This is a genomic window from Microbispora sp. GKU 823 (assembly GCF_002027145.1).
Taxonomy (GTDB): Bacteria; Actinomycetota; Actinomycetes; order Streptosporangiales; family Streptosporangiaceae; genus Microbispora; species Microbispora siamensis.
Window position 1 is genome coordinate 33,009 of the sequence record NZ_MWJN01000015.1, and the last position, 25,198, is coordinate 58,206.

The window sequence follows — 25,198 nt, forward strand, 5'->3', positions numbered from 1 at the left end:
CCTGGACCGGGCCGCGACCGCGCTCGCGGGGCTCGCGGCGCGGCACCGCGACACGTTGATGCCGGGCCGCACGCTGACCCAGCAGGCGGTGCCCACCACGTTCGGCCTGAAGGCGGCCGGGTGGCTGCACGCCGTACGGGCCGCCCTGGTGCGGCTGCGCCGGGTGCGCGCGGAGCTGCCCGCCGAGCTCGGCGGCGCGGCCGGCACGCTGGCGGGCTACGTGGAGTACGCGCGGATCGCCGGGGTGCCCGACCCCGGGGCGTACCCGGAGCGGCTGATCGCCGCGTTCGCCGCCGAGGTGGGGCTGGCCGAGCCGGTGGTCCCCTGGCACGTCCTGCGGGTCCCGATCGCCGACCTCGCCGGGGCGCTCGCCCTCACGTCGGGGGTGCTCGGGAAGATCGCCGTGGACGTGCAGTCGCTGTCGCGCACCGAGGTGGCCGAGATCGTGGAGCCGGCCGCCCCCGGCCGGGGCGTGTCGTCGGCGATGCCGCACAAGCGCAACCCGGTCCTCGCCACCCTCGTCCGGTCGGCGGCGATCCAGGTGCCCGCGCTCGCCGCGAGTCTCCACCAGTGCCTGCTCGCCGAGGACGAACGGCCCGCGGGCGCCTGGCACGCCGAGTGGCAGCCGCTGCGCGAGTGCCTGCGGCTGGTCGGCGGGGCCGCCGCCGTGACGGCCGAACTGGCCGAGGGACTCGTCGCGTTCCCCGAGCGCATGCGGGCCAACCTCGCGCTCACCGGCAGCCTGACCGTCACGGAACGGGCGGCCGCCGTGCTCGCGCCGGTCCTCGGGAAGGGCGCCGCCAAGCGGCTGCTCGGGGAGGCGTCCGCGATCTCGGCCGAGACCGGGCGTCCCGTGGCCGAGGTGCTGGAGGAACTCCTGCCCGTGCCCGAGGGGCTGGACCTGGCCGGGCTGTTCGACCCCGCCGAGTACACGGGGGCCGCCGGAGCGCTCGTCGACCGCGTTCTACGCTGCTGTCCAGACGAGTGAGGAGGTCTCGCGTGACCGGTCGCGCCCTTCCCTTCGGGCCGTCGAGCCCGATCATCCAGGCCCCCATGGCGGGCGGCGGATCCACCCCGGCCCTGGCGGCGGCGGTGTCCGGGGCGGGCGGCCTCGGGTTCCTCGCGGCGGGCTACCGTACGGCGCAGGACGTGCGCCGGGAGATCGCGGCGGTGCGTGAGCGGACGGACCGGCCGTTCGGCGTGAGCGTCTTCGTCCCCGCCTTCTTCCCCGGTTCCGGGGACGTCCGGGAGGAGCCGGGTGCCGCCGCGGCGGTGGCCCGCTATCGCGAGGAGCTCGCCCCCGAGGCCGAGCGGTACGGCGTGACGCTGCCGGAGGCCCCCGCGTGGGACGACGACGAGTGGGACGCCAAGATCGACCTGCTGGTGGACGAACGGGTGCCGGTGGCCGGTTTCACCTTCGGCTGCCCGCCGCCCGAGGTGACGGCCCGCCTCCACGACGCCGGTGCCGTGATCATGATCATGGTGAACACTCCGTGGGAGGCGGTCGCGGCGGCCGAGGCCGGCGCCGACGCCGTGGTCGTCCAGAGCTCCGGAGCGGGCGGGCACCAGGCGGCCTTCCTGCCCCCGCCGCCCTCCTGGGAGGCGCCGGACGACCTGCCGGAACTCGTGGCCCTCGTGCGGGAGGCGACCGACGTGCCGCTCGTGGCCGCCGGGGGAATCATGGACGGCGCGGACGTCGCCGCCGTCCTCGCCGCGGGCGCGGTCGCGGCGCAACTGGGCACCGCCTTCCTGCGCACCCCGGAGAGCGGGGCGCACCCCGTGCACAAGGCCGCCCTCGCCGATCCCCGGTTCACCCGCACCGCGTTCACCCGGGCCTTCTCCGGACGTACGGCACGCGGCCTGGCCAACCGGTTCATGGCCGAGCACGAGGCGTCGGCGCCCGCGTACTACCCGCAGGTGCACCACCTCACGAAGGGGCTGCGCCGGGCGGCGGCGGAGCACGGCGACCCCGAGGCGATGGCCCTGTGGTGCGGCCGGGGATACCGCCGCTGCCGCGACCTCCCCGCCGCCGCCCTCGTCGAGACCCTCATGAAGGAACTCGCGGCCGCCCGCGCCTGACCGCCACCCGTGCGTGGCTCGCGCTCAGCGGGGCACGACCTGCGCCCGCACCCCCGGCAGATCGTCGAAGACCGCGGACGAGTCCATCGTGACCACGGTTCGGGCGGTGGCCGCCGCCGTCGCCGCGATCAGCAGGTCGTAGGCGCCGCGCGTCTTGCCCTCGCGCCGCACGTGTGCCATCAGTCGCGCATGGACCCTGGCGACGTCGGTCGTGTACTCCTCGACGGGGATCAGCGCGAGGACCTGGTCCACGAACGCCTGCCGGGCCGGACGTCGTGCCGGATCGGCCAGTTCCACGCCGACGAGCAACTCGGCGATGGTGATCGCGGCGACGGCCACGTCGTCGGCGTCGCCGATGACGGAGTCCACCTCGGCTCTGCCCCGCTCTGCCGCTATCAGGACGCCGGTGTCGAGGATCAGGCGTCGGGCCACGTGGTCCTCATCTCGTCCCGGATGCTCTCCCGCGCCGCCGCGACGTCGGCCTCGAACTCCGCGTCGAGGGTTCCGGCGCTTCCGGCCAGGAACGCCTTAACCATCCGCCCCGGTGCGACGGGTGCGGGACCGATCACCGCGATCCGCTTGCCTCCGCGGGTCACGACGATCGTCTCTCCGTGCTCGGCCTCGTCCAGGACGGCCGCGAAGTTCCGCGAGGCCTCGGTTGCGGTCATCACCTTCATGGAATCAGATTATCTGAGGAGGGGCCGTGTGGTCGTTCGTTCAAGGGTCGGAGGAAGAGCGAGGCGATACGGCGGCTTAATGGGCGGGTAACCCGGAGATGCGACCGTGAAGAGGCCGGCAGAGGGCGGAGGTGCTTGTTTTCGCCTCTGAACTAAGATGACCCTGTCGCGACGGGGAGGGTGGGTCATGGCGAGGCCTCAGCGTAGGACGGTACGGGACATCCGCAGAGGGAACCGGGCCGTGTTGCTGCGCGCGCTCTACTTCTCCGGCCCGACCAGCCGCAACGACCTCACCGCGCGCACCGGCCTGAGCGCCGCCACGGTCAGCACGATGACCGCCGACCTGCTGGGCGAGAACATCGTCGTCGAGGCCGGCCAGGTGGAGTCCGACGGCGGCCGGCCCCGCGTGCTGCTGCGGGTCAACCCCGAGTACGGCTTCGCGGTGGGCGTCGACGTGGCCGAGACGCACGTCCGGGTGGGGTTGTTCGACCTGGAGATGACCGAGCGGGCCAAGGTGGACTACATGCTGCGGCCGGCCCGCCACGACCCCGAACTGGTCGCCCGGCACATCCTCGCGGGGGTCGAGGTCGTGCTGTCGGACGCGGGCGTGTCCCCCGAGCAGGTGCTCGGCATCGGCGTGGGGGTTCCCGGCATCGTCGAGCCGGGCGCCGACGGCGTCATCCACGCCAAGACCTTCGGCTGGGACGGCGTTCCGCTTGGAGCGCTCCTGCGGCGCGGGACCTCGCTCCCGCTGTACGTGGACAACGGCGCCAAGACGATGGGCCAGGCCGAGCTGTGGTTCGGCTCGGGCCGGGGCGCCTCGGAAGCGGTCATCGTGCTGCTCGGCGTGGGAGTCGGCGCGACCATCGTGGCCGACGGCACCACGTTCCGCGGGGTCAGCAGCAGCGCGGGCGAGTGGGGCCACACGAAGATCGTGGCGAACGGGCGGCCCTGCCGCTGCGGCGGACGCGGCTGCCTTGAGGCGTACGTCGGGATCGAGGCCATTCTCGACCGGGCGGGCGTCACCTCGCGGGGCGACTGGGAGGAGGACCTCGCCGGCGTGCTGGCGTCGAAGTCCCCGGTGGTCGAGGAGACCGTCACCTACCTGGGCGTCGGCCTGGCCAACCTGGTCAACCTGATCAACCCCGAGAAGATCGTGATCGGCGGCTGGGTGGGGGTCCAGCTCGGCGAGAGCCTGCTGCCCGACATCCGCCGCGCCACCGCGGCCAACTCGCTGGCCGAGCCGTACGCCGCGACGTCGATCGTCCTCGGCCGCCTCGGTCCCGACGCCGTCGCGCTGGGGGCCGCCACGCTGGTCCTGGAGGAGTTCCTGAACGCGCCCCAGGTGGCCAGGATCACCGCCGCCGGCTGACGGCAGGGCAAGCCGTGCGGAAAGACCCCGCACGCGACCGGTGACGCCGGACGTCCTCGACATCGGTCTCCCTGCTCGTGCGTTCAGGACTGGGAGAGCGCTCTCCAAGGGAGAGTACCACCACTGTTACAGAAACGGTCAATAGATATTTCTGATCGTGAACTAAGCCTTGACATAAGCGGAGCCGCAGGCGCACGCTCATGCCGCTGGACCTCTCTCATCCCCCGACCCTCGCCCGAGGGGCTCCGCACCAAGGAGACGTGCATGCCTCCCTCCTCCCCGCCTCACCCGCGCCCGGACGACTGCGCCGGCGGCGCAGACGCTCCGGCCTGGTCGCCGCCGCGCTCGTCGCGCTGTCCACCTTCGCGGCCGTGACCGGAGTCGTCCCCGCCACCTACAGCGCCGCGGCGGCGGCCTGCGGCACGACCAACGTCGCGCAGGGCAGGCCGTCGTCGGCCTCCTCCACGGAGAACGCCGGAACGCCGGCGTCGGCCGCGTTCGACGGCGACACCTCCACCCGCTGGTCGAGCGCGTTCAGCGATCCGCAGTGGATCCAGGTCGACCTGGGCAGCTCGCAGCAGATCTGCCGGGTCGTGCTCAACTGGGAGGCCGCCCGCGCCCAGACGTTCAAGATCCAGGTGTCGGCCGACGGCTCGGCCTGGTCGGACGCGACCGCCACGGTGAACGGCGCGAGCGGGACGCAGTCGCTCGACCTGACGGCCACCGGCCGCTACGTCCGGATGTACGGCCTCACCCGCGCCACCGCGTACGGCTACTCGCTCTGGGAGTTCGCCGTCAACGTCGCCTCCGGCGGCGGGACCACCTGCGGCACCGCGAACGTCGCGCAGGGCAGGCCGTCGTCGGCCTCCTCCACCGAGAACGCCGCGTCCCCGGCGTCCGCCGCCTTCGACGGCAACACCGGCACCCGGTGGTCGAGCGCGTTCAGCGACCCGCAGTGGATCCAGGTGGATCTCGGCAGCTCGCAGCAGATCTGCAAGGTGATCCTGAACTGGGAGGCCGCCTACGCGAAGACGTTCAAGATCCAGGTCTCGCCGGACGGTTCGGCCTGGTCGGACGCGACGGCCACGGTGAACGGCGTGAGCGGGACGCAGTCGCTCGACGTGTCGGCGACCGGCCGCTATGTCCGGATGTACGGGCTCACCCGCGCCACCGCGTACGGCTACTCGCTCTGGGAGTTCGCCGTGAACACCACCGGCGGTGACGACGGCGGCCCCAATCTCCCTGGCGGCGGCGACCTCGGGCCGAACGTGAAGGTCTTCGACCCGTCGATGTCGAGCGCGAGCATCCAGAGCACGCTCGACACCATCTTCAAGCAGCAGGAGTCGAACCAGTTCGGCAGCCAGCGCTACGCGCTGCTGTTCAAGCCGGGCACCTACAGCGGCCTCAACGCCCAGATCGGCTTCTACACCTCGATCGCCGGTCTCGGCCAGTCGCCCGACAACGTGACGATCAACGGGGACATCACCGTCGACGCCGGGTGGTTCAACGGCAACGCCACCCAGAACTTCTGGCGGTCGGCGGAGAACCTGGCGGTCGTCCCGGTCAACGGCACCGACCGGTGGGCCGTGGCCCAGGCCGCGCCGTTCCGGCGGATCCACGTGCGCGGCGGCCTGAACCTCGCCCCCAACGGGTACGGCTGGGCCAGCGGCGGCTACATCGCCGACAGCAAGATCGACGGCACGGTCGGCCCGTACTCCCAGCAGCAGTGGTTCACCCGCGACAGCACCATCGGCGGCTGGACCAACGGCGTCTGGAACATGGTGTTCTCCGGTGTCGTCGGCGCTCCGGCGCAGAGCTTCCCGAACCCGCCGTACACGACGCTCGCGACCAGCCCGGTCACCCGCGAGAAGCCGTACCTGTACGTGGACTCGGGCGGCGCCTACCGCGTGTTCGTCCCGTCGCTGCGGACGAACTCCAGCGGCGTGAGCTGGGCGAACGGCGCGACCCCGGCACGTCGATCCCGCTGACGCAGTTCTACGTCGCCAAGCCGTCCGACAGCGCCGCCACGCTCAACCAGGCGCTGAGCCAGGGCCTGAACCTGCTGTTCACGCCCGGCGTCTACCACCTCGACCAGACGCTGAACGTGACCCGGGCCGACACGGTGGTCCTCGGGCTCGGCTACGCCACGCTGATCCCGGACAACGGGGTCGTCGCGATGAACGTCGCCGACGTCGACGGCGTGAAGATCGGCGGTCTGCTCTTCGACGCCGGCACGGTCAACTCGCCGGTGCTGCTGCGGGTCGGCCCCGACGGCGCGTCCGCGAGCCACGCCGCCAACCCCACCTCGATCCAGGACGTGTTCTTCCGGATCGGCGGCGCGGGACCCGGCTCGGCCACGACCAGCCTGGTGGTGAACAGCAACAACACGATCATCGACCACATCTGGGCGTGGCGGGCCGACCACGGCGCGGGCGTGGGCTGGAACACCAACCCCGCCGACACCGGCCTGATCGTCAACGGCGACAACGTCACCGCGTACGGCCTGTTCGTCGAGCACTACAAGAAGTACGAGGTGATCTGGAACGGCCAGGGCGGCAAGACGATCTTTTTCCAGAACGAGCTGCCCTACGACCCGCCCAACCAGGCGTCCTGGATGAACGGCTCGACCCGGGGCTACGCCGCCTACAAGGTGGCCGACGGCGTGACCAGCCACGAGGCCTGGGGCATGGGCAGCTACTGCAACTTCAGCACCGACCCCTCGATCGTGGCCGAGCGCGGCTTCGAGGCCCCCAACAGGTCGGGCGTGAAGTTCCACGACCTGCTCACGGTGTCGCTGGGCGGCGTGGGGACGATCGCCCACGTCATCAACGACACGGGCGGCCCGGCCCAGGGCACGGCCACCGTCCCGGTCAACGTGGTCAGCTACCCCTGACGGTCCACACCCCCTGACAAGCGGGCGCGGCGGGAGGCTCATCGCCTCCCGCCGCGCCTCGCGCGTTCACGGGGACCGTCACATCCGGGCGCCGGCGGGTTCGGGGGCGAGCGTGTGGATCCGCACGGCGTGCCGTACGCGCATTTCGAGCTCGTCCAGCTCGGACGGGGTGGCCGCGTCGATGAGGAACGTCACGGCGCGGTCGTCCGAGCTGTGCAGCGGCCCGAGCTCGGCGCCCCGGTCCTTGAGCACGAGCACGGCACGCAGGGTGGGCGGGTCGTTTGGGCGCCGGGCTCGATCTCGGGCCACAGGCCGCCCTCGCCCACCCAGGCCGGTGAGATCCCCGGCCAGTCCACCGTCACGTCGCCGAGCAGCCCGGGCTCGTGCTCCAGGTAGACCTGGCGGGCGTACCGGCGCGGCGCGGGATAGGCGGCGGGCTCCCCGAGGGCGATGCGGATGATTTCCGGCTCCATCGGGACGCCGGTCGCGAGCGAGTAGAGGATCGACAGGCCGTCGCCGGGAGTGCGCGCGGCCACCTCCATCAGGTAGGTCCGTCCCGCGCCGTCCACCCGCCACTCGGCGTGCGCGATGCCGCTTCCGAAGGCCAGCCGTTCGAGCATGCGCCGGTTGGCGTCGAGGATGACCTCGTTCACGCCGTCGAGCTCGTTCGGGACCGAGTGGGACAGCTCGACGAAGGTGCGGGTGCCCGACTCGGTCGTCTCCTTGCGGGTCACCGAGGCGAAGACGACCCGGCCGTCCTGCACCAGGCTCTCCACGGAGAACTCCTGGCCCGTCACCTTCTCCTCCACCAGCACCGTCTCGTGCGGCAGGTACGCGTCGAGTTGGGCGCGCAGCTCGGCCGGGTCGCGCACGGTCTCCACGCCGGAGCTGGAGTGCCGGCTCGCGGGCTTGACCACGGCGGGGAACGACACGCCGGCGTCGGAGAACGTCGCGCGCGCGGCCGGGGGGGACGACCACCGAGGCCGGGCTGAACTCCGGCAGGTACCACCGCTGGAGGTACTTGCTGCGGCAGGCGCGGGTGGCCCGGAGGCCGGGGGAGGGCAGCCCCAGGGCGTCGGCGAGCAGGCCGGTCGGCTCGACCAGCGTCTCGCCCACCGCGTAGACGCCGGCGATGTCGTAGCGGTCCCGCCAGGCCCGTACGCCGGAGATCACGCCCGCGGTGAACGAGTTGTCCGTGTTGACGTCGCCGTCGGTGAAGGCGATCTCCTCGATGACCGAGGCCGGGTGCGAGGGATCGCGCATCTGGGCCAGGGCCTGCTCCCGCCAGGAGGCCGGCGTGACCACGAGGATCCGCAGCCCCCGGCGGGACAGTTCGCGCAGATAAAGAGGGGCCCGGCAGATCACCAGGAATGATCCGGTAAGTACGAATGCTCGAGGTTTCACTTTCGTCACCGCCGTTTCTCGCACGTGCTCACAGGCACTTCGCGATCGGAGATTAGTTCCCCCATTTTCGGACGGTCAATGAAATTTCCCGATCATTCGGGATGAGCCGTTTCCCGATAGGGGTGAACCGGGGTCGCCGGCCGCTCTTCGTCCACGCGGCCTCGGGGGTACCGAGAAGTCCGAGGTCATCCCGGATTGTCCGGCTGTGCTGTGGGGCCGTTAGGGGTTGTGACAAATGCGCGCCGGATCGAATCCTGAATTAGTGCCGCGACCGCCAAGATTTGCCCGAACGGAGCGGTGTCCAGAGTGGTGCATCGCAAGGCGGAGGAGGAGCTCGTAGCGGAGCTACGAGCGACGACGACAACGCAGCGAGGTGCCGCTCTGGGCGACGCGACGGGGCAAAGATTGGCGGGAGGGGCATTAGCCCGAGAGGGCCGGAACATCCGTGCACCCCCGATTGGAGGGCTGTTCACATGGCTGGCAACGGCGCCGGAGAAGACGGTCTGGAGACGCTGCGGGCCTCGCTCGACCGTATCGACGAGTCGCTGCTCGACACACTGCGCAGGCGCATCGAGTGCTGCGTGGAAATCGCGCATTTCAAGCGCGAGCACAACGTCCCGATGATGCAGCCCCACCGCATCGGCATCGTGCAGCGGCGGGCCGCCCGATACGCGCAGGACCACGGAATCGACCCCGATTTCCTGCGCCGCCTCTACGAACTCGTCATCGCGGAGACCTGCAGGGTCGAGGACCTGGTGATCGGCGATGTCGCCGCTCGGTGAACGCGGCGCCGGCGGCTCACCCGGCTATTCCGACACGGCTTGGAGGAACCCCGGAATGAGAACGATCCTGATCGACAATTACGACTCGTTCACCTACAACCTCTATCAGCTCCTGGGTGAGGTGAACGGGCAGCCGCCGGTCGTGGTGCGCAACGACGCCGACTGGTCCCAGGTGCCGATCCACGAGTTCGACAGCGTCGTGATCTCCCCGGGTCCCGGCCGGCCCGAGCGGGCCCGCGACTTCGGCGTGAGCGCCCGGGCCATCCGCGAGAGCGGGCTGCCCGTGCTCGGGGTCTGCCTCGGCCACCAGGGCATCTGCCACCTGTTCGGCGGGACCGTCACCCACGCGCCGCAGCCGATGCACGGCCGCGTCTCGCAGGTGCGCCACACCGGCGCCGACATCTTCGCCGGCCTGCCCTCGCCGTTCTCGGTCGTGCGCTACCACTCGCTGGCCGCCACCGACCTGCCGGACGAGCTGGAGGCCGTGGCCTGGACCGACGACGGCGTGGTCATGGGAGTGCGGCACCGCACCGAGCCCATCTGGGGCGTCCAGTTCCACCCCGAGTCGATCAGCAGCGAGCACGGCCGCGAGCTGCTGGCCAACTTCCGCGACCTCGCACTGGCCCACCGCAGGGCCAGGCAGGAGCGCGCCGCCGCCGCCCGCTCGCCCTTCCAGGTGCACGTGCGCAGGCTGCCGCTGCTGCCGGACGCGGAGAGCGCCTACCGGGAGCTGTTCGCGGGCAGGGAGCACGGCTTCTGGCTCGACAGCAGCTCGGTGATCGAGGGGCTGTCGCGGTTCTCGTTCATGGGCGACGGCTCAGGCCCGCTCGCCGAGTACGTCACCTACCGGGTGGCGGAGGGAACGGTCACCGTACGCCGGTCCGACGGGTCGCGGCAGCGGGTCGAGCAGCCGTTCTTCGAATACCTGGACGAGCGGTTGCGTGAGCGCGCCGTGCCGGCGCCCGAGGGCCTGCCGTTCGACTTCAACCTCGGGTACGTCGGCTACCTGGGCTACGAGCTCAAGGCCGAGGCGGGCGGCCAGGCCGCGCACCAGGCCGAGGAGCCCGACGCGGCGCTGCTGTTCGCCGACCGGATGCTCGTGCTCGACGACGTGGAGGGCGTCTGCTACCTGCTCGCGCTGGCCCCGAACACGGACGAGGGCGCGGACGGCGGCGCGCTCGCCTGGCTGGACGAGACCGCCGCGCGGCTGTTCTCCCTGCCCAGGCGTGAGCCGGCCGAGCCGGTCGCGTTCGCGGGGGTCGGCATGACCGACCCGGCGATCGCCGGCGCGGTGGAGATGCGGCACGACAAGCAGGGCTACCTCAGCCGGATCGGCGACTGCCTGGAGGAGATCTACCACGGCGAGTCCTACGAGATCTGCCTGACCAACGCCGTCACCGTCCGCGCCGAGATCGACCCGCTGCGGACCTACAGCCACCTGCGGAAGATCAGCCCGGTGCCGTACGGCGCGCTGCTCGACTTCCCCGACGTCGCGGTGCTCAGCGCCTCGCCCGAGCGGTTCATGACGATCGGCCCCGACCGGGTCGCCGAGTCCAAGCCGATCAAGGGCACCCGGCCGCGCGGCGCGACGCCGGAGGAGGACGAGGCGCTCCGCCACGACCTGCTCAGCCGCGAGAAGGACCGCGCCGAGAACCTCATGATCGTGGACTTGATCCGCAACGACCTGAACACGGTCTGCGAGGTCGGGTCGGTGCACGTGCCCCGGCTCTTCCACGTCGAGACGTACGCGCCGGTGCACCAGCTCGTCTCCACGATCCGCGGCACGCTGCGGCCGGAGGAGTCGGTGGTGAGCTGTGTGCGGGCCGCCTTCCCCGGCGGTCGATGACCGGTGCTCCCAAGATCCGCACGATGGAGATCATCGACCGCCTGGAGGAGGGCCCGCGCGGCGCCTACTCCGGCGCGCTCGGCTGGTTCTCCCTGAGCGGGGCCACCGACCTCAGCATCATCATCCGCACCCTCGTCGCCACCCGGGACCGGGTCAGCTTCGGCGTCGGCGGCGCGATCGTGGCCCTGTCGGACCCCGAGGAGGAGTTCGAGGAGACGGTCGTCAAGTCCCGCGCCATGATCACCGCGGTGCTGGCCACCGCGGCCCAGACCGTGGGGGCCTGACGATGACTCGCGGGGACCACACGACGGACCTGCTGCGGCGCTGCGTCGTCGTCGGCGGCGCGGGCGCCGTGGGCGGCCTGTTCGCCGAGCACCTGCTGCGGTCCGGGGCCGAGGTGCTCGTCGTCGACCCCGGCGCCGGGGCGGCCCCCGCCGGCGAGGCGAGGTTCCTGCGAGGCGACATCACGGACATCGGGCCCGATCTCCGCGAGGAGATCGGGCGGGCCGACCTCGTCCTGCTCGCGGTGCCCGAGCAGGTGGCGCTGGCGGCGGTGAAGCAGGTGGCCGCCGCGATGCGGCCGGGCGCGCTGCTCGCCGACACGCTCTCGGTCAAGGGCCCGATCGCCGACGAGATCCTGGCGCACGCCGGGGACGTCGAGGCGGCCGGTCTCAACCCGATGTTCGCCCCGTCGCTCGGCTTCGCGGGACGGCCGGTCGCCGCCGTCGTGGTCCACGACGGTCCCCGCACGAGGGCGCTGCTGCGGCTGGTCGAAAGCTGGGGCGGCCGTGCCGTACGGCTCGGCGCGCACGAGCACGACCGGCTGGCCGCGGCGACGCAGGCGCTCACCCACGCGGCGGTGCTGTCGTTCGGGCTCGCGCTGGCCCGCCTCGGCGTCGGCGTCGCGGAACTGGCCGCGGTCGCCCCGCCGCCGCACGCCACGATGCTCGCGCTGCTGGCCCGGATCGCCTCGGGCACCCCGGAGGTCTACTGGGACGTCCAGTGGGCCAACCCGCAGGCCGCCGCCGCCCGCCAGGCCCTCGCCGAAGGCGTACGCACGCTCGCCGGTCTCCTCGACGGCCGGGCGGACCGGGGAGGCGGAGTTCGCGGCGGCCCTGGGCGGGCTGGCGCGACCTCCTCGGCCCCGACCCTCGGCTTCTACCGCGACACCTGCGCCGAGATGTTCGGCGCACTGCGCCCCTACAGCTGAGCCCCTTCGAGCACCCCCCGACCCCGTACGAGCCCAGCCCCACCACGAGCACGTCACCTCCCGTCACGACCGAAAGGTGAGACCGATGACCATCTCCATCTCCCACGAGACCGTCCTCACGCCGGAGCAGCGCGCCAGGTTCGCCGCGGACCCGGACCTCGGCGGCGGCAACCTGCTGACGAAGGCCATCGAGGCCAACCCCCACCCGGAGTTGCCGTTCATCCACCTGGGCAGGCCGCTGACCAACACCAAGGGTGAGCAGCAGACCGAGTTCAGCCTGCTCGAACTGGACGAGCTGGCCCAGAGCTGGTCGGTGTGGTACCTGCGCCAGGGCGTGCGGCCCCGCGACCGCGTGGCCATCTACCTGGAGGACTCCTTCGCCTACTCGCTGCACTTCTACGCGCTGGCCCAGATCGGCGCGGTGGCGGTGCTGGTCAACAGCAAGGCGTCGCGGTACATCGCCACCGAGCTGTGCCGCCAGACCAGCCCGGTCGGCATGTACACCGACCTCGCCCACCTGGAGATCCTCGGCGAGGAGTTCCACCTGCTGCCCGGCCTGCGGTGGACGCAGGTGGCCGAGGAACTGCCCGCGCCCCCGCCGGCCGTGCTGCCGCAGGAGGCCCGCTTCCGCCACGTCGGCGAGGACCCGGTCTCGATCCTGCACTCCTCCGGCACCACCGGGCGGCCCAAGCCGGTCATCCAGACCCACCGCTCGTGCGTGGCCGGGCCACGCTTCCGCCTCGTGGACCACCACGAGCAGCCGGGCGCCGTGATGATGACCGCGCTGCCGCAGTCACACCTCGGCTGCATCGCCTACACGACGTACGCCGTGCTGGGCGGCACGCCCATCGTGCCGTGGTACGACACCAGCGGCCCGGAGCTGGCCAAGGCCGTCGAGAAGTACCGCCCGACGACCGTCATGGCCTTCGGCCACGCGTACGCCGAGCTGGCGGGCGCGGACCTGCCGGCCGGGGCGATCGACTCCGTCAATGTCTGGATCTCCATCGGCGACGCGGTCCACGAGAAGCACATCAAGGGGATCCTGGCCAAGCGCGACCCGTCGCTGCCGCCGGCCGCGTTCTTCGACCGCCTCGGCACCACCGAGCTGGGCTGGGGCGTCCTGCTGAAGGTCCGCACGCTGGCCGACGAGCGCAACGACCGGTGCGTGGGCAAGCCGGTCGGCGTCGCCGAGGTCGCCGTGCTGCGCAGGGACGGCACGATCGCCGACGTCAACGAGGTCGGGCTGCTCGGCGCGAAGGGCCCGGCGATCACCGCCGGATACTGGAGCGACTCCGACACCACCTACCGCAGCAAGCTGTCGGGCTACTGGCTGACCGGCGACATGGCCTACCGCGACGAGGCGGGCAACTACTTCCAGGTCGACCGGGCGGTGGACGCGATCGAGACCCCGACCGGCACCGGCTACTCGGTCTTCATGGAGGAGCTGCTGCTCAACGACCTGCCCGAGATCCTCGACTGCGCCGTGGTCGCGGGCATCCACCGCGGCCGCACGGTCCCGGTGGCGGTCGTGACGTCCAGCGCCGCCAGGCCGGACGCGCAGAAGCTGCTCAACGAGGCGAACGAGAAGCTGAAGGCCGCCGGCCACCCCGAGCTGACCATGCTGGAGGTCGCGCGCACCGAGGAGGACTTCCCGGTCGGCGTCACCGGCAAGGTCCTCAAGCGCCGGCTGCGGGAGAAGTACAGCTCGCTGTCCACCTACATCCGGGAGAACAGCGGCAGGCAGCTCGGCACGATCCTCACCGACGTCTTCGTCTGATCCCGCCCGGCCCACGCCCCCCGATTCCCGCGACCCGCACGCGGATCAACGGCGATCCGCACCCGATCCGCGCCGCCGGGCCGGAGGTTCCCCCCCAAGGCCCGGCCCGGCGGCGCACACGCAGAAGACGCTCCGACCCGACCACACGGATGTGGAGGAGATTCCCATGACCGACGCCGAGCTGTTGCTGGTGTTCGACTCGACGATCGATCCTTCCGGCATCGCCGGATGGGCCCAGCACTTCGACTCCACCGGCACCACGGCCACGACGTACCGGCTGGGCGGGGCGTACGTGATGGTGGCGCAGGGGCCCGGCACCCTGCTGCCTCTCCCGGCCGACCTGCCCGGGCCCCGGCAGACGGCACGGGCGAGCGGCGGCTTCCGGCTCGGCCGGCGCGAGCTGTTCCCCTCGGGCACGGCCGTGACGATCGGCTCCGCCGTGATCGGGGACGGGGACATCGCCGTCTTCGCCGGACCCTGCGCGGTCGAGAACCCCGGGCAGATGATGTCCACGGCCAGGGCCGTCGCCCGGCACGGCGCGGTCGGCCTGCGCGGCGGCGCGTTCAAGCCGCGCACGACGCCGTACTCCTTCCAGGGCCTCAAGTGGGCGGGCCTGGACCTGCTGGTGCAGGCCAGGGAGGAGACCGGCCTGCCGATCCTCACCGAGGTGGTCGATCCCCGGCACGTCGACCGGATGGCCGAGGTGATCGACGGCTTCCAGATCGGCACCCGCAACATGCAGAACTTCGAGCTGCTGACCGAGGTGGGCCGCAGCGGCATGCCCGCCGTGCTCAAGCGCGGCTTCGGCTGCACGGTGGACGAGCTGCTCACCGCCGCCGAGTACATCCTCGCCGAGGGCAACGACCAGGTCGTGCTGTGCGAGCGGGGGATCAGGACGTTCGAGGGGGCCACCCGCTTCACGCTCGACCTGTCGGCGGTGGCGCTGCTCAAGCGGCGCACCCACCTGCCGGTGATGGTCGACCCCAGCCACTCGCTCGGCATCCCCGAGCTCATCGAGCCGCTCACGCTGGCCGCCGTGGCGGCGGGCGCGGACGCCCTGCTGATCGACGTGCACGTCCAGCCCGAGCAGGCGCTGTGCGACGGCAAGCAGGCGCTGCTTCCCGAGGACTTCGCCCGGCTGATGAGCCGCCTGGAGATGCTCGCGCTCGGTGTCGGCCGCCGGCTGGCTCCGGCCCCGGCCGCCGACTACTCCGAGATCCACGACGCCCTCACCCCCGACGTCGTCTAGCTGCGTACGAGTGCCGGTCGAGGAGGTGGAGCGATGCGCGCGGCGACGAGCACGCGCCCGGCGGACGCCGCTGTCGGTGCCGTCGACACTCACTGCCCCTACTGCGCGTTGCAGTGCGGCATGACCCTCAGCCCGGCGGGCCGCGCCTCGGTGCGGGTGCGGCCCCGCGACCCGTCCGCGGCGGCGACTGTGCCAGAAGGGCTGGACCGCCGCGGCCCTGCTCGGCTCGCCGGCCCGGCTCACCACCCCGCTCGTCCGGGACGGCGGGACCCTGCGCTCGGCGAGCTGGGACGAGGCCCTCGGCCTGGTCGCCCGCAGGATCAAGGAGATCACCGCGGAGCGCGGGCCGGACGCCGTCGCGGTCTTCGGCGGCGGCGGGCTCACCAACGAGAAGGCGTACCTGCTCGGCAAGTTCGCCAGGGTGGCGCTCGGCACCTCGCAAGTGGACTACAACGGCAGGTTCTGCATGTCGTCGGCGGCGGCCGCGGCGCACCGCGCCTTCGGCCTCGACCGGGGACTGCCGTTCCCCCTGGCCGACCTGGAGGGCGCGGACGCGGTGCTGCTCGCCGGCGCCAACCCGGCCGAGACGATGCCGCCGTTCCTGTCACACCTGCGCCGCGCCATGGACGCCGGGGGGCTGATCGTGGTCGATCCCCGGCGCACCCCCACGGCCGAGCGTGCGGCGCTGCACCTCGCGCCCGCCCCGGGCACCGACCTCGCGCTGGCGCTCGGCATCCTGCACGCCGCCGTGGCCGACGGCCGTCTCGACCACGGGTACGTCGCCGATCGCACGACGGGCTTCGAGGAGGCCTGGCGGGTGGCCGCCGCCTGGTGGCCCGAGCGGGTCGAGCGGGTGACCGGCGTCGCCGCCGCCGACCAGCGCAGGGCGCCGCGATCCTGTCCGAGGCCGCGAGCGCGTACGTGCTGACCGCCCGGGGGGCGGAGCAGCACGCCACGGGCGTGGACACGGTCGGGGCCTGGATCAACCTGGCGCTCGCGCTGGGCCTGCCCGGCCGCCCGGGCTCGGGCTGGGGCTGCCTGACCGGCCAGGGCAACGGGCAGGGCGGGCGCGAGCACGGGCAGAAGGCCGACCAGCTTCCCGGCTACCGGCGGATCGACGACCCGGCGGCCCGCGCGCACGTGGCACGGGTGTGGGGGGTCGAGCCGTCCGCGCTGCCAGGGCAGGGACGGTCGGCGTTCGAACTGCTCGACGCGCTCGGCACCTCCGGCGGCCCGTCCGCGCTGCTGGTCTTCGGCAGCAACCCGGTCGTGTCCGCGCCGCATTCGGCCCGGGTCGCCGACCGGCTGGCCGCGCTCGACCTTCTCGTGGTCGCGGACATCGTGCTGTCGGAGACCGCCAGGGCCGCCGACGTGGTGCTGCCGATCACGCAGTGGGCCGAGGAGGACGGCACGCTGACCAACCTCGAAGGGCGCGTGCTGCTGCGCCGTCGCGCGCTGGCCCCGCCGCCCGGGGTGCGCACCGACCTCGAGGTCCTGCACGACCTGGCCGTACGGCTCGGGCAGCCGCCCGAGCGCTTCCCCTCCGACCCCGAGACGGTCTTCACCGAGCTGCGGGCCGCGTCGGAGGGCGGCCCCGCCGACTACTCGGGCGTGACCTGGGACCGGCTGCGGGCCGGGGAGCGGCTCCATTGGCCCGTACCTCGAACGCCGGGACACCAGGGGACGCCGCGGCTGTTCCTGGACCGGTTCGCTCATCCCGACGGGCGGGCCAGGTTCGCCGCCGTGGACCACAAAGGGCCGGCCGAGCCGCCGGATGAGGAGTACCCCCTCTACGCGATCACCGGCCGGGTGCTCCAGCACTACCAGTCGGGCGCGCAGACCCGGCGGGTGGAGGAACTGCGCGCCGCCGTGCCCGAGGCGTACGTCGAGGTGCACCCGGACACCGCGCGGCGGGCCGGGCTGCGCGACGGCGCGACGGCGGCGGTCGCCGGCAGGCGCGGGCGGGTCATCGCGACGGTGCGCTGCGTGCCGTCGATGCGGCCCGACGTGGTCTTCCTGCCGTTCCACTTCCCGGGCGCCCAGCGCGCCAACCTCGTGACGAATCCGGCGCTCGATCCCGTCAGCCGGATGCCCGAATTCAAGGTCTGCGCCGTACGGCTGTCGCCGGCGGGGGAACGGGAGGCGCAGTGAGCACCAGAGTCGTGATCGCCGGCTACGGCATGGCCGGCGCCCGGCTGGCGGAGGAGATCCGCCGCCGGGATCCGGCGGGGGAGCGGGTCGCGATCGTCGCGATCGGGGACGAGCCGCACCCGCCGTACAACCGGGTCCTGCTGTCGAACGTGCTTGCGGGCGCGATGCCCGCCGAGTCGGTGCGGCTGCAGGAGGAGGGTTGGGCCGCCGCGCACGGCGTCGAGGTGCTGCGGGGCCGCGAGGTCGTCTCGATCGACCGCGCCGGACGCCGCGTCGCGCTCGACGACGGCACGCGGGTCGGCTACGACGTGCTCGTGCTGGCCACCGGCGCCCGCGCGTGGGTGCCGCCTGTGGAGGGGCTGACCGGCGACGACGGCGGTCTCGCCCCCGGCGTGGCGACGTTCCGCACACTGGACGACTGCGCCGCGATCGCGGCCGGAGCGCGCGGCGGCGTGCGGGTGGCCGTGCTCGGCGGCGGCCTGCTCGGCCTGGAGGCGGCCCGGGGCCTGGCGGCGTGCGGCAACGCGGTCACCGTCGTCCACCCGCGCGGCCACCTGATGGAGCGCCAGCTCGACCACGGCGCGGGCCAGGTGCTCGCCCAGGTCCTGCGCGGCCTCGGCGTGCGGGTGCTGCTGAACTCGCGGGCGGCCCGCTACCTGCCCGGCGACGGGCTGAAGCTGGACGACGGCCGGCTGGTCGCGGCCGACCTCGTCGTCGTGGCGGCGGGGGTGCGCCCGCAGACCGCGCAGGCGTCGGCGGCCGGGCTCGACGTCGACGGCGGCGTGCTGGTGGACGACGACCTGCGCACGAGCGACCCGCTGATCCACGCGATCGGCGACTGCGCCCGGCACCCCGGCACGGTCCCCGGACTGGTGCAGCCCGCCTGGGAGCAGGCCGCCGCGCTGGCGGCGCTGCTCACCGGCACGCGGTCGCCGTACCGCGGCACGAAGGTGGTGACCCGGCTCAAGGCGAGCGGGGTGGACCTGGCCTCGCTCGGCGACGTGCACGCCGGGCCGGACGACCCGCGCGCCGAGGTGCTGTGGCTGAGCGAGCCGGCCCGGGGGCGCTACGCCAAGCTCGTCGTCCGCGACGAGCGGGTCGCGGGGGCCATCGCGCTCGGCGTTCCCGACGCCGCCGCCGCGATCACCCAGTTCTACGACCGCGGTCTGCCCGTGCCGCCCGACCGGCTCGCGCTGCTGCTCGGCCGGGCCATGCCGTACGGCGAGGGCGCGGCCCCCGGCGGCGCGAACGCGGCGGCGCTGCCCGGGACGAGTGTGGTGTGCCGCTGCAACGCGGTCAGCAAGGACAAGCTGGTCGCCGCGTGGCGGTCCGGAGCCCGCGACCTGACCGCCCTCGCCTCGGCCACCCGGGCGACCACGGGCTGCGGCACCTGCACCGACGCGGTGTGCGGCATCGCCCGCTGGCTCGCCCGGGCGGAGAAGCAAGAAGCCGCCGGGGTGGCGCATGCCCAGTCCTGAGACCCCCACGCCGACGAGGAGATTCGCATGAGCGGAACGACGGCGGCCGCCCGGCGCGGCCGCGGATGGATCGAGCACTGGAATCCTGAGGACGAGGAGTTCTGGGAGACCACAGGACGCCGGGTGGCCCGGCGCAACCTGATCCTTTCGGTCTTCACCGAGCACCTCGGCTTCGCCATCTGGGTGCTGTGGTCGGTGGTGGTGCTGAGCCTGCCCGCCGCCGGGCTGCCGATGAGCGTGTCGGAGTCGTTCTGGCTCGTCTCCGCGCCCAACCTGGTGGGCGCGGCGATCCGGATCCCGTACACGTTCGCGGTGCCGCGCTTCGGCGGCCGACTGTGGACGACGATCTCGGCGGCCCTGCTGCTGGTCCCGTCCTCCCTGCTGGCGTTCGTCGTGCCGAGCGGCTGGCTGGCCGCGCAGGACCACGACACGAGGTTCTGGATCCTGCTCGCCTGCGCCGCCGTGGCGGGCGTCGGCGGCGGCAACTTCTCCTCGTCGATGGCGAACATCTCGTTCTTCTATCCCGAGCGGCGCAAGGGCTTCGCGCTCGGCCTCAACGCGGCCGGCGGCAACCTCGGCGTCGCGGTCGTCCAGCTCCTGGTGCCGCTGGTGGTCGTCGCCGGCGTGCCCGTGGCGGCGTCGGGCACGCGGGTCCACCTCGCGTACGCCGGTCTGGTCTGGATGCCGTTCATCGCGGTGGCCGGGATCGGCGCCTGGCTGTTCATGGACAGCCTCGCCGAGGCCAAGGCCGACCCCCGGTCGTACGCCGCGGCGCTGCGTCACGGGCAGACCTGGATCGTGTCGCTGCTCTACGTCGGCACGTTCGGCTCGTTCATCGGGTTCTCCTTCGCGCTGCCGCTGGTGACCAGGACGACGTTCCCCGAGTTCCTCGCGCAGCACCCGTTCGTGCGCGACTACCTCGCCGGGCTCGGCTTCGTCGGGGCGCTGGCCGGGTCGGTCGCCCGGCCGCTCGGCGGCCGGCTGTCCGACCGGTACGGCGGGGCCAGGGTCACGCTGGCCGTCTTCGGCGGGATGGTCGCGGCGACCGTCGCGGCGGCGGCCGGGGTGATCCGCCACGACTTCGGCCTGTTCTTCTGCGCCTATCTGGTCGTCTTCGCCTGCTCCGGCGTGGGCAACGGGTCGACGTACCGGATGATCCCGGTGATCTTCGGCGAGCTGGGGCGCAGGGAGGCGGCCAGGCGCGGCCTCGACCCGGCGCTGACCGCGACGGACTACAAGCGCAAGGCAGCGGCCGTGATCGGCATCGCCGGGGCGATCGGCGCGTTCGGCGGGTTCCTGATCCAGCAGGTGTTCCGCCTGGCGAGCCTGGACGCGGCGAGCGCGATGAAGGGCATGACCGGCGCCGCCGCGGCCCGCGTCGCCCAGGAGCACGCGGGATGGTCGCTGCCCGCCCTGTGGATCTTCGTCGGCTCCTACGTGCTGCTCGCCGGGCTCACCTGGTGGACCTACCTGAGGCGCGGGCCGAGCCGTGCGCCGAGCTTCGCCTACGCCCAGGTGTGAATTTTCGTAGCACTCCCGCGTAACCAAAGTTGTAGGCCGTCTGCCCCTTCCGTCATCAGGCCCGGTCATTAGGGTGCGCGGCCGTTGTAGGGCCCTGTGCCCGTGCCTAGCGTGCTGGTCGGAGGGCCCGTGAAACGGCTCGTACGGGATCTGGAGGGATTTCGATGGCACGTCGCATCCGCGTGAGCAAGCCGACCAGGAAACCCCAGTCGAACTCGCCCGATCTCCGCACGCCGTCGGGCCGCGAACTGCCCTACTGACTTACCCGCTTCAAGCGGAAAGAAGGGAGGATCCCGGTGAGCGATCTCGTCATGGTCATGCCCTACCGGGCGTTCGTCATCAAGGCCCGAGAGGAGGGGCACCGGATCTGCGCGGTCTGGGATCCCACCCTGCAGACGCCCGACTACCTGGCCGGCATCGCCGACCTGGCCGACGCCTTCGTGCTCACCGACTTCGCCGACCCCGTCGCGTTCGACCGGGCCGTACGGCAGGCCGTGCGCGACTTCGGCGCCGACCTCGTCTACCACATCGGGGCCGAGGAGAGCATGCTCGCGACCTACCGCATCGCGGAGGACCTCGGCAAGGCGGTCAACCCCGCGCGCTCGATCGAACTGCTCAACGACAAGCTCCAGCTGCGGCGGCTGCTCGCCGAGCACGACCTGTCGCCGGTGCGGTTCGCCCACGCGGCGCGCTGGCAGGACGTGCCCGCCCTGCTCGGCGGCTTCGACCTGCCCGTGGTCGTCAAGCCGACCGAGCTGGCCGGCAGCCGGGGCGTCTACCTGCTGCGCGAGCCCGGCCAGGTCGCCGAATGGGGCGCGCTGCTCGACTCGTACGGCTACGGCGGCCCGGTCCTGGTGGAGGAGTACCTGCGCGGCCCCGAATACAGTGTGGAGTCCCTCAGCGACCACGGCCGCCACCAGGTGGTGGGCGTCACCCGCAAGGTGCTCGGCCCGCCGCCGCTGTTCGTCGAGGCCGGGCACGTGCACCCCGCGCAGGCCGGGCCCGACACGGCGGCGATGGCCGAGCTGACGGTCGAGATGCTGCGGCTGACCGGTTACCAGACCGGCCCGGCCCACACCGAGATCATCTGGACCGCCGCCGGTCCCCGGATCGTCGAGTCGCAGGCGCGGCTCGGCGGCGACCAGATCCCGCGCCTGGTGCAGCTCGCCACCGGGCTCGACATCGAGCGGGCCGTCTTCCGGATCCTCGACGGCAGGCCGCCGGGCACGGTGGAACGCCGGGCGGTCGCCCACATCTCGTACTTCAGCCTGACCCCCGGCGAGGTCCGCGCCGTCTCCGGTGTGGAGGAAGCAAGGGCGCTCGACTTCGTCGACATGCTGGAGTTCCCGTTTCGGCCGGGCGACCGGATCCCGGAGACGGTGGACTGGCGCACCCGGCACGGCTTCGTCGTCGTGACCGGGGAGACCGAGGAGCAGGCCGTCGCGCGGGCGCGGCACGTCCACTCGCTCGTACGGGCCGAGGTGGGCGAGCCCGTCGCGGCCGGGGCAGGCGTGACGTCGTGAACCTGGCCGCGTTACACCCGAACCTGCGGGTCCGCATCGCGGTCGGCTTCCTGCAGCGGCTGCTCGACTCGATGGTCATGTCGTTCATGGCCATCTACCTCGCCTTCGAGTACGGCGTGGCGGTCGCGGGCGTGCTGGTCGTGACCGTCATGGTGCTCGGCGTCGTGGGCACGCTGGCGGGCGGGCACATGTCCGACGCGCGCGGGCGGCGGCGCACGCTGCTGCTCGGCGAGACCGGCGTCTGCCTGACGTTCGCGCTCATGGCGGTGGCCGACTCGCCCGCCTGGCACAGCCCGGCGATCGTCTACTGCGGCTATCTCGTCAACAAGTTCGCCGCGAGCTTCGCGATGCCGGCGAACGACGCGATGATCCTCGACGTCACGACCCCCGAGAGCCGCAAGCTCGTCTACACGATCAACTACTGGTCGATCAACCTCGCGCTGGCCATCGGCGCGCTGCTCGGCGGCTTCCTCTACAACGGCCACTTCACGTTGCTGCTGGCCCTGGCCGCCACGGGCACGGTCGCGATCGCCGCGGCCACGTTCTTCCTCATCGCGGAGACCAGGCCGGAGGAGACCGAGCAGGCGGAGTCCGGCGCGGCGGCCGAGCCGCGCGGGTCGATCCTGCGGGACTTCGCCAACGGCTACCGGCTGGTGCTCCAGGACCGCGCCTTCGGCCGGCTGCTGGTGGCGGCCACGCTGTTCATGTGCATCGAGCTGCAACTGATCAACTACATCGGCGTACGGCTGGCCAGGGACCTGCCCGCGCAGGACCTGCTGTCGATCGGCTCCTGGGCGGTCCGGGTGGACGGCGTCGAGATGCTCGGCATCCTCCGCGCGGAGAACACCGTGCTGGTCGTGGCGCTCGCGCTCGTCGCCCACCTGGTGCTGCGCCGCGTGCCCGACCGGGTCCGGCTGTACGCCGGGGCGGGCCTGTTCACCGCCGGATACATGGTGCTGGCCGTCAGCGACACCGGCTGGGTCCTGCTCGTGGCCGCGCTGGTGCTCACCGTGGGTGAGCTCATGGACGTGCCGGTGCGGCAGGCCCTGCTGGCCGACATGGTCCCGGCCGCGTCCCGCACCCGCTACATGGCGGTCTACAACCTCAACATCCGGGTGGCCCTGGTCGTCGCGTCGCTGTGCATCACGATCGGCTCGGTCCTCCCGCCGTGGGGCATGGCCGCGCTGTACGGCGTCTTCGGCCTGGTGATCATCTGGCAGTACCACGCGATCCTCACCCCCTCCGCCGCCCGCGCGGAACTCGCGCGGGCGTGACCAGGGAGAGACCCCATGAACCTGACCACGCAAGGGATCGGCACGCTGCTGCGGGGCGCGGACCTGGAGTATCGGCGCCATGGCGACTGCTGGGTGAGCCCGGTGGCCGGCCCGCACATCGGCGCGCGGCACGCCGCCGTCGACGCGGTCCGCATCCCCGCGGGCCGTCAGTGGTCGCCGCCCGGCGCGGCGGCGGCCGAGCAGGTCGCGGTCGTGCTGGCCGGCGCGGGCGTCGGCACCGTCGGCTACGAGATCAGCCGGATGCGCGCCGCCTCCGCGCTGTACTCGCCCATCGGCAGCACGTACTCCCTGTCGGCCGGCGACCGGGAGATGACGGTCTACATCTGGAGCGCCGTGCCGTCCGAGGGCGGCACGGTCCGCACCATCCCGCCTCGCACCGGCCCGGTTCGGTTCCGCTCGCTGTGGAGCGGCGAGACCTGGCTGACCCCGCCTGCCGCGAACGTCCTGTTCCGGCCGGCGACCGGCTGTGCGGGGCTCTGCCTGCGCTGCGGGATCATGCTGCCGGGGGAGACGCTCGGCGTCCGCCCGCACGAGGAGAGCGAGGCGGTCTACTTCGTCTTCGAGGGCGAGGGGCAGTTCTACCTGCACGACCGGTGGGTGGACCTGGGGCCGGGCGACGGCGTCTTCGTGCCGCCGGGCGTCCGGCGCGGCGCCCGCAACCCCCACGCGGGCCACCTCGCCAGCCGCTTCGTCGTGTTCGGCGGTTCCATGGCGGGAATTCCCGCATATCTGGCAGATGATTTGTCGGATTTGCAGCACGAACGGTCGTAGCGGTAGGGGAAAATAGGGGTGGAAAATCCGCCTCGCACAATCTTGAGTGGTACCGGGTGCATCCTCGCGTTTCTCGTACCTCCTTTACTTCCAGCGGTGTCCACGTGAATGACCAAGCGAAATCGAAACCCTTCAAGCGGTCACGGCCACGCGAGTCGCGGGCGGCGTCATGCGGCGCGTGAGCCTCGGCGGGCAGGGCCTCGTCTCCACGAGCCTCGGGCTCGGCTGCACCGCGCTGACCGGCGCGTACGGCCCGGCCGACCCCGATGAGGCGATGCGGGTGGTGCGGCGCGCGCTCGACGGCGGCGTGTCGCTGATCGACCTGATCGACGCCGACGCCGAGGCCGAGCGCCTGGTCGGCAAGGCCGTCGCACACCGGCGCGACGAGGCCCTGATCGCGGCCGGTCCCGGTTCGGTTCGGTGGGACGGTTCGGTTCGATGGGCCAGTGCGGTTCGAGGGGCCGGTGCGGTTCGGGGGGCCGGTTCGGCCCGGTGGGAGGCGCGAGACTTCCTGTCCCGTCCGGAGAACCTCGGCCGCGCCTGCGACGCGTCGCTGGCCCGCCTGGGGATCGAGCGGATCGACCTGTTCGTGGTGGACCCCGACGCCAGCGGAGCGCCGATCGAGGAGACGATGGGCGTGGCCGGCCGGCTCCAGGACGCCGGGAAGATCGCGCACATCGGCGTCCGCGCCCTGGACGGGGACCGGTTGCGGCGCGCGCACGCGGCGCGGCCCGTCGCCGCCGTCGCGGTGGAGTACTCCCTGTGGCAGCGCCGGGCGGAGCGGGAGCTGCTGCCGGTGGCGCGCGAGCTGGGGATAGGGGTCATCGCCGGCAGGCCGCTCGGCCGGGGCTTCCTGACCGGCCGGATCACCTCGCCGGTCCACCTCGGCCCGGGGGACGTACGCTGCCTCGATCCGCGTTTCTCGCCCGAGAACCTGGAAGCCGAGCTGCTGCGGCTGCGCGACGCCCAGCGGGTGGCGGCCGAGATGGACGTCGGCATGGGGCGGCTGGCCATCGCGTGGCTGCTGGCGCGGGGCGACGACATCGTGCCGGTGCCGAGCACGCGCGACCTGGTCCACCTGGAGATGAACCTCACCGCGACCGGCATCCTGCTGCCCGAGCCGGTCAAGGCCCACCTCGCCAGGACGTTCCCGCTGGAGGAGGGCTGAGG

At 72.6% G+C, this 25,198-nt stretch carries 19 protein-coding genes and 2 pseudogenes; 18 read left to right on the forward strand and 3 right to left on the reverse strand.

Annotated elements, in window-relative coordinates; all coding sequences use genetic code 11:
- Position 1 precedes the first annotated feature (1 nt).
- Together B1L11_RS10935 and B1L11_RS10940 are read left to right on the forward strand one after the other, a co-directional pair.
- A complete protein-coding gene (locus tag B1L11_RS10935) occupies positions 2-988 on the forward strand; it encodes a lyase family protein (protein WP_256862419.1) in 987 nt (328 codons plus the stop codon).
- Between the two features lie 11 nt (positions 989-999).
- On the forward strand, positions 1,000-2,079 hold the full coding sequence (locus tag B1L11_RS10940; protein WP_306291631.1) for a nitronate monooxygenase: 1,080 nt from the start codon (positions 1,000-1,002) through the stop codon (positions 2,077-2,079).
- Between the two features lie 24 nt (positions 2,080-2,103).
- On the opposite strand, the gene B1L11_RS10945 is transcribed toward B1L11_RS10940, so the two are convergent.
- Positions 2,104-2,511, reverse strand: coding sequence for a PIN domain-containing protein (locus tag B1L11_RS10945; RefSeq protein WP_079314372.1), 408 nt, complete (start codon positions 2,509-2,511; stop codon positions 2,104-2,106).
- Positions 2,496-2,747: a type II toxin-antitoxin system Phd/YefM family antitoxin gene (locus B1L11_RS10950; RefSeq protein ID WP_079314423.1), complete on the reverse strand. Its 252-nt coding sequence runs from the start codon at positions 2,745-2,747 to the stop codon at positions 2,496-2,498. The genes B1L11_RS10945 and B1L11_RS10950 overlap by 16 nt, the downstream gene beginning before the upstream one ends.
- A gap of 250 nt (positions 2,748-2,997) precedes the next feature.
- Here B1L11_RS10950 and B1L11_RS10955 point away from each other — a divergent pair, with 250 nt between their 5' ends.
- The 3 genes from B1L11_RS10955 to B1L11_RS48040 all read left to right on the forward strand — a co-directional run bounded on the left by B1L11_RS10955 (position 2,998) and on the right by B1L11_RS48040 (position 7,021).
- Positions 2,998-4,128, forward strand: coding sequence for an ROK family protein (locus B1L11_RS10955; RefSeq protein WP_239108639.1), 1,131 nt, complete (start codon positions 2,998-3,000; stop codon positions 4,126-4,128).
- 260 nt (positions 4,129-4,388) lie between these two features.
- Entirely contained in the window at positions 4,389-6,116 is a 1,728-nt protein-coding gene (locus B1L11_RS48035; RefSeq protein WP_218671021.1) for a discoidin domain-containing protein, read from the forward strand.
- 116 nt (positions 6,117-6,232) lie between these two features.
- Positions 6,233-7,021, forward strand: a complete 789-nt coding sequence (locus B1L11_RS48040) for a hypothetical protein (RefSeq protein WP_218671022.1) — start codon at positions 6,233-6,235, stop codon at positions 7,019-7,021.
- A 191-nt stretch (positions 7,022-7,212) separates the two neighbouring features.
- Here B1L11_RS48040 and B1L11_RS48045 read toward each other — a convergent pair whose 3' ends face one another.
- Positions 7,213-7,953 (reverse strand): acetyl-CoA carboxylase biotin carboxylase subunit family protein, encoded by a 741-nt coding sequence (locus B1L11_RS48045; protein ID WP_218671023.1) that lies wholly within the window; start codon positions 7,951-7,953, stop codon positions 7,213-7,215.
- A 248-nt stretch (positions 7,954-8,201) separates the two neighbouring features.
- Here B1L11_RS48045 and B1L11_RS48050 point away from each other — a divergent pair, with 248 nt between their 5' ends.
- The 13 genes and pseudogenes from B1L11_RS48050 to B1L11_RS11025 all read left to right on the forward strand — a co-directional run bounded on the left by B1L11_RS48050 (position 8,202) and on the right by B1L11_RS11025 (position 25,196).
- Positions 8,202-8,366, forward strand: a complete 165-nt coding sequence (locus B1L11_RS48050) for a hypothetical protein (RefSeq protein ID WP_218671024.1) — start codon at positions 8,202-8,204, stop codon at positions 8,364-8,366.
- Positions 8,367-8,898: 532 nt separating this feature from the next.
- The gene (locus tag B1L11_RS10970) at positions 8,899-9,207 is read left to right on the forward strand and encodes a chorismate mutase family protein (protein WP_030509683.1); all 309 of its coding nucleotides are present in this window, start codon (positions 8,899-8,901) and stop codon (positions 9,205-9,207) included.
- 55 nt (positions 9,208-9,262) lie between these two features.
- Positions 9,263-11,337 (forward strand): annotated as a pseudogene (gene pabB, locus B1L11_RS10975) (aminodeoxychorismate synthase component I).
- A 2-nt stretch (positions 11,338-11,339) separates the two neighbouring features.
- Positions 11,340-12,263 carry a prephenate dehydrogenase/arogenate dehydrogenase family protein gene (locus B1L11_RS10980; RefSeq protein ID WP_079314374.1) on the forward strand — a complete coding sequence of 308 codons (924 nt, stop codon included), beginning with the start codon at positions 11,340-11,342 and terminating at the stop codon, positions 12,261-12,263.
- A gap of 85 nt (positions 12,264-12,348) precedes the next feature.
- Complete coding sequence (locus tag B1L11_RS10985) at positions 12,349-14,040, forward strand: class I adenylate-forming enzyme family protein (RefSeq protein WP_179155081.1); 1,692 nt, start codon at positions 12,349-12,351, stop codon at positions 14,038-14,040.
- Positions 14,041-14,206: 166 nt separating this feature from the next.
- Entirely contained in the window at positions 14,207-15,289 is a 1,083-nt protein-coding gene (gene aroF / locus B1L11_RS10990) for a 3-deoxy-7-phosphoheptulonate synthase (RefSeq protein ID WP_079314375.1), read from the forward strand.
- Positions 15,290-15,322: 33 nt separating this feature from the next.
- Positions 15,323-17,440, forward strand: a pseudogene (locus B1L11_RS10995) (molybdopterin oxidoreductase family protein).
- Positions 17,437-18,918, forward strand: coding sequence for an FAD-dependent oxidoreductase (locus B1L11_RS11000; protein ID WP_079314376.1), 1,482 nt, complete (start codon positions 17,437-17,439; stop codon positions 18,916-18,918). The pseudogene B1L11_RS10995 and the gene B1L11_RS11000 overlap by 4 nt, the downstream one beginning before the upstream one ends.
- Before the next feature lie 27 nt (positions 18,919-18,945).
- Complete coding sequence (locus B1L11_RS11005) at positions 18,946-20,439, forward strand: MFS transporter (protein WP_079314377.1); 1,494 nt, start codon at positions 18,946-18,948, stop codon at positions 20,437-20,439.
- Positions 20,440-20,735: 296 nt separating this feature from the next.
- On the forward strand, positions 20,736-21,962 hold the full coding sequence (locus tag B1L11_RS11010; protein ID WP_079314378.1) for an ATP-grasp domain-containing protein: 1,227 nt from the start codon (positions 20,736-20,738) through the stop codon (positions 21,960-21,962).
- Entirely contained in the window at positions 21,959-23,236 is a 1,278-nt protein-coding gene (locus tag B1L11_RS11015; protein WP_079314379.1) for an MFS transporter, read from the forward strand. Before B1L11_RS11010 ends, B1L11_RS11015 begins: the two co-directional genes overlap by 4 nt.
- A 15-nt stretch (positions 23,237-23,251) precedes the next feature.
- Positions 23,252-24,028 (forward strand): cupin domain-containing protein, encoded by a 777-nt coding sequence (locus B1L11_RS11020; RefSeq protein ID WP_079314380.1) that lies wholly within the window; start codon positions 23,252-23,254, stop codon positions 24,026-24,028.
- A gap of 169 nt (positions 24,029-24,197) precedes the next feature.
- Complete coding sequence (locus B1L11_RS11025) at positions 24,198-25,196, forward strand: aldo/keto reductase (RefSeq protein ID WP_079314381.1); 999 nt, start codon at positions 24,198-24,200, stop codon at positions 25,194-25,196.
- Positions 25,197-25,198: the final 2 nt, after the last annotated feature.

Bases quoted from the DNA above. Each gene is read 5' to 3' on its own strand.
- B1L11_RS10985 (WP_179155081.1), top strand. From the start codon at position 12,349: ATGACCATCTCCATCTCCCACGAGACCGTCCTCACGCCGGAGCAGCGC.
- B1L11_RS11005 (WP_079314377.1), top strand. From the start codon at position 18,946: ATGAGCGGAACGACGGCGGCCGCCCGGCGCGGCCGCGGATGGATCGAG.
- aroF (WP_079314375.1), top strand. From the start codon at position 14,207: ATGACCGACGCCGAGCTGTTGCTGGTGTTCGACTCGACGATCGATCCT.
- B1L11_RS10970 (WP_030509683.1), top strand. From the start codon at position 8,899: ATGGCTGGCAACGGCGCCGGAGAAGACGGTCTGGAGACGCTGCGGGCC.
- B1L11_RS10980 (WP_079314374.1), top strand. From the start codon at position 11,340: ATGACTCGCGGGGACCACACGACGGACCTGCTGCGGCGCTGCGTCGTC.
- B1L11_RS11025 (WP_079314381.1), top strand. From the start codon at position 24,198: ATGCGGCGCGTGAGCCTCGGCGGGCAGGGCCTCGTCTCCACGAGCCTC.
- B1L11_RS11020 (WP_079314380.1), top strand. From the start codon at position 23,252: ATGAACCTGACCACGCAAGGGATCGGCACGCTGCTGCGGGGCGCGGAC.
- B1L11_RS10950 (WP_079314423.1), bottom strand. From the start codon at position 2,747: ATGACCGCAACCGAGGCCTCGCGGAACTTCGCGGCCGTCCTGGACGAG.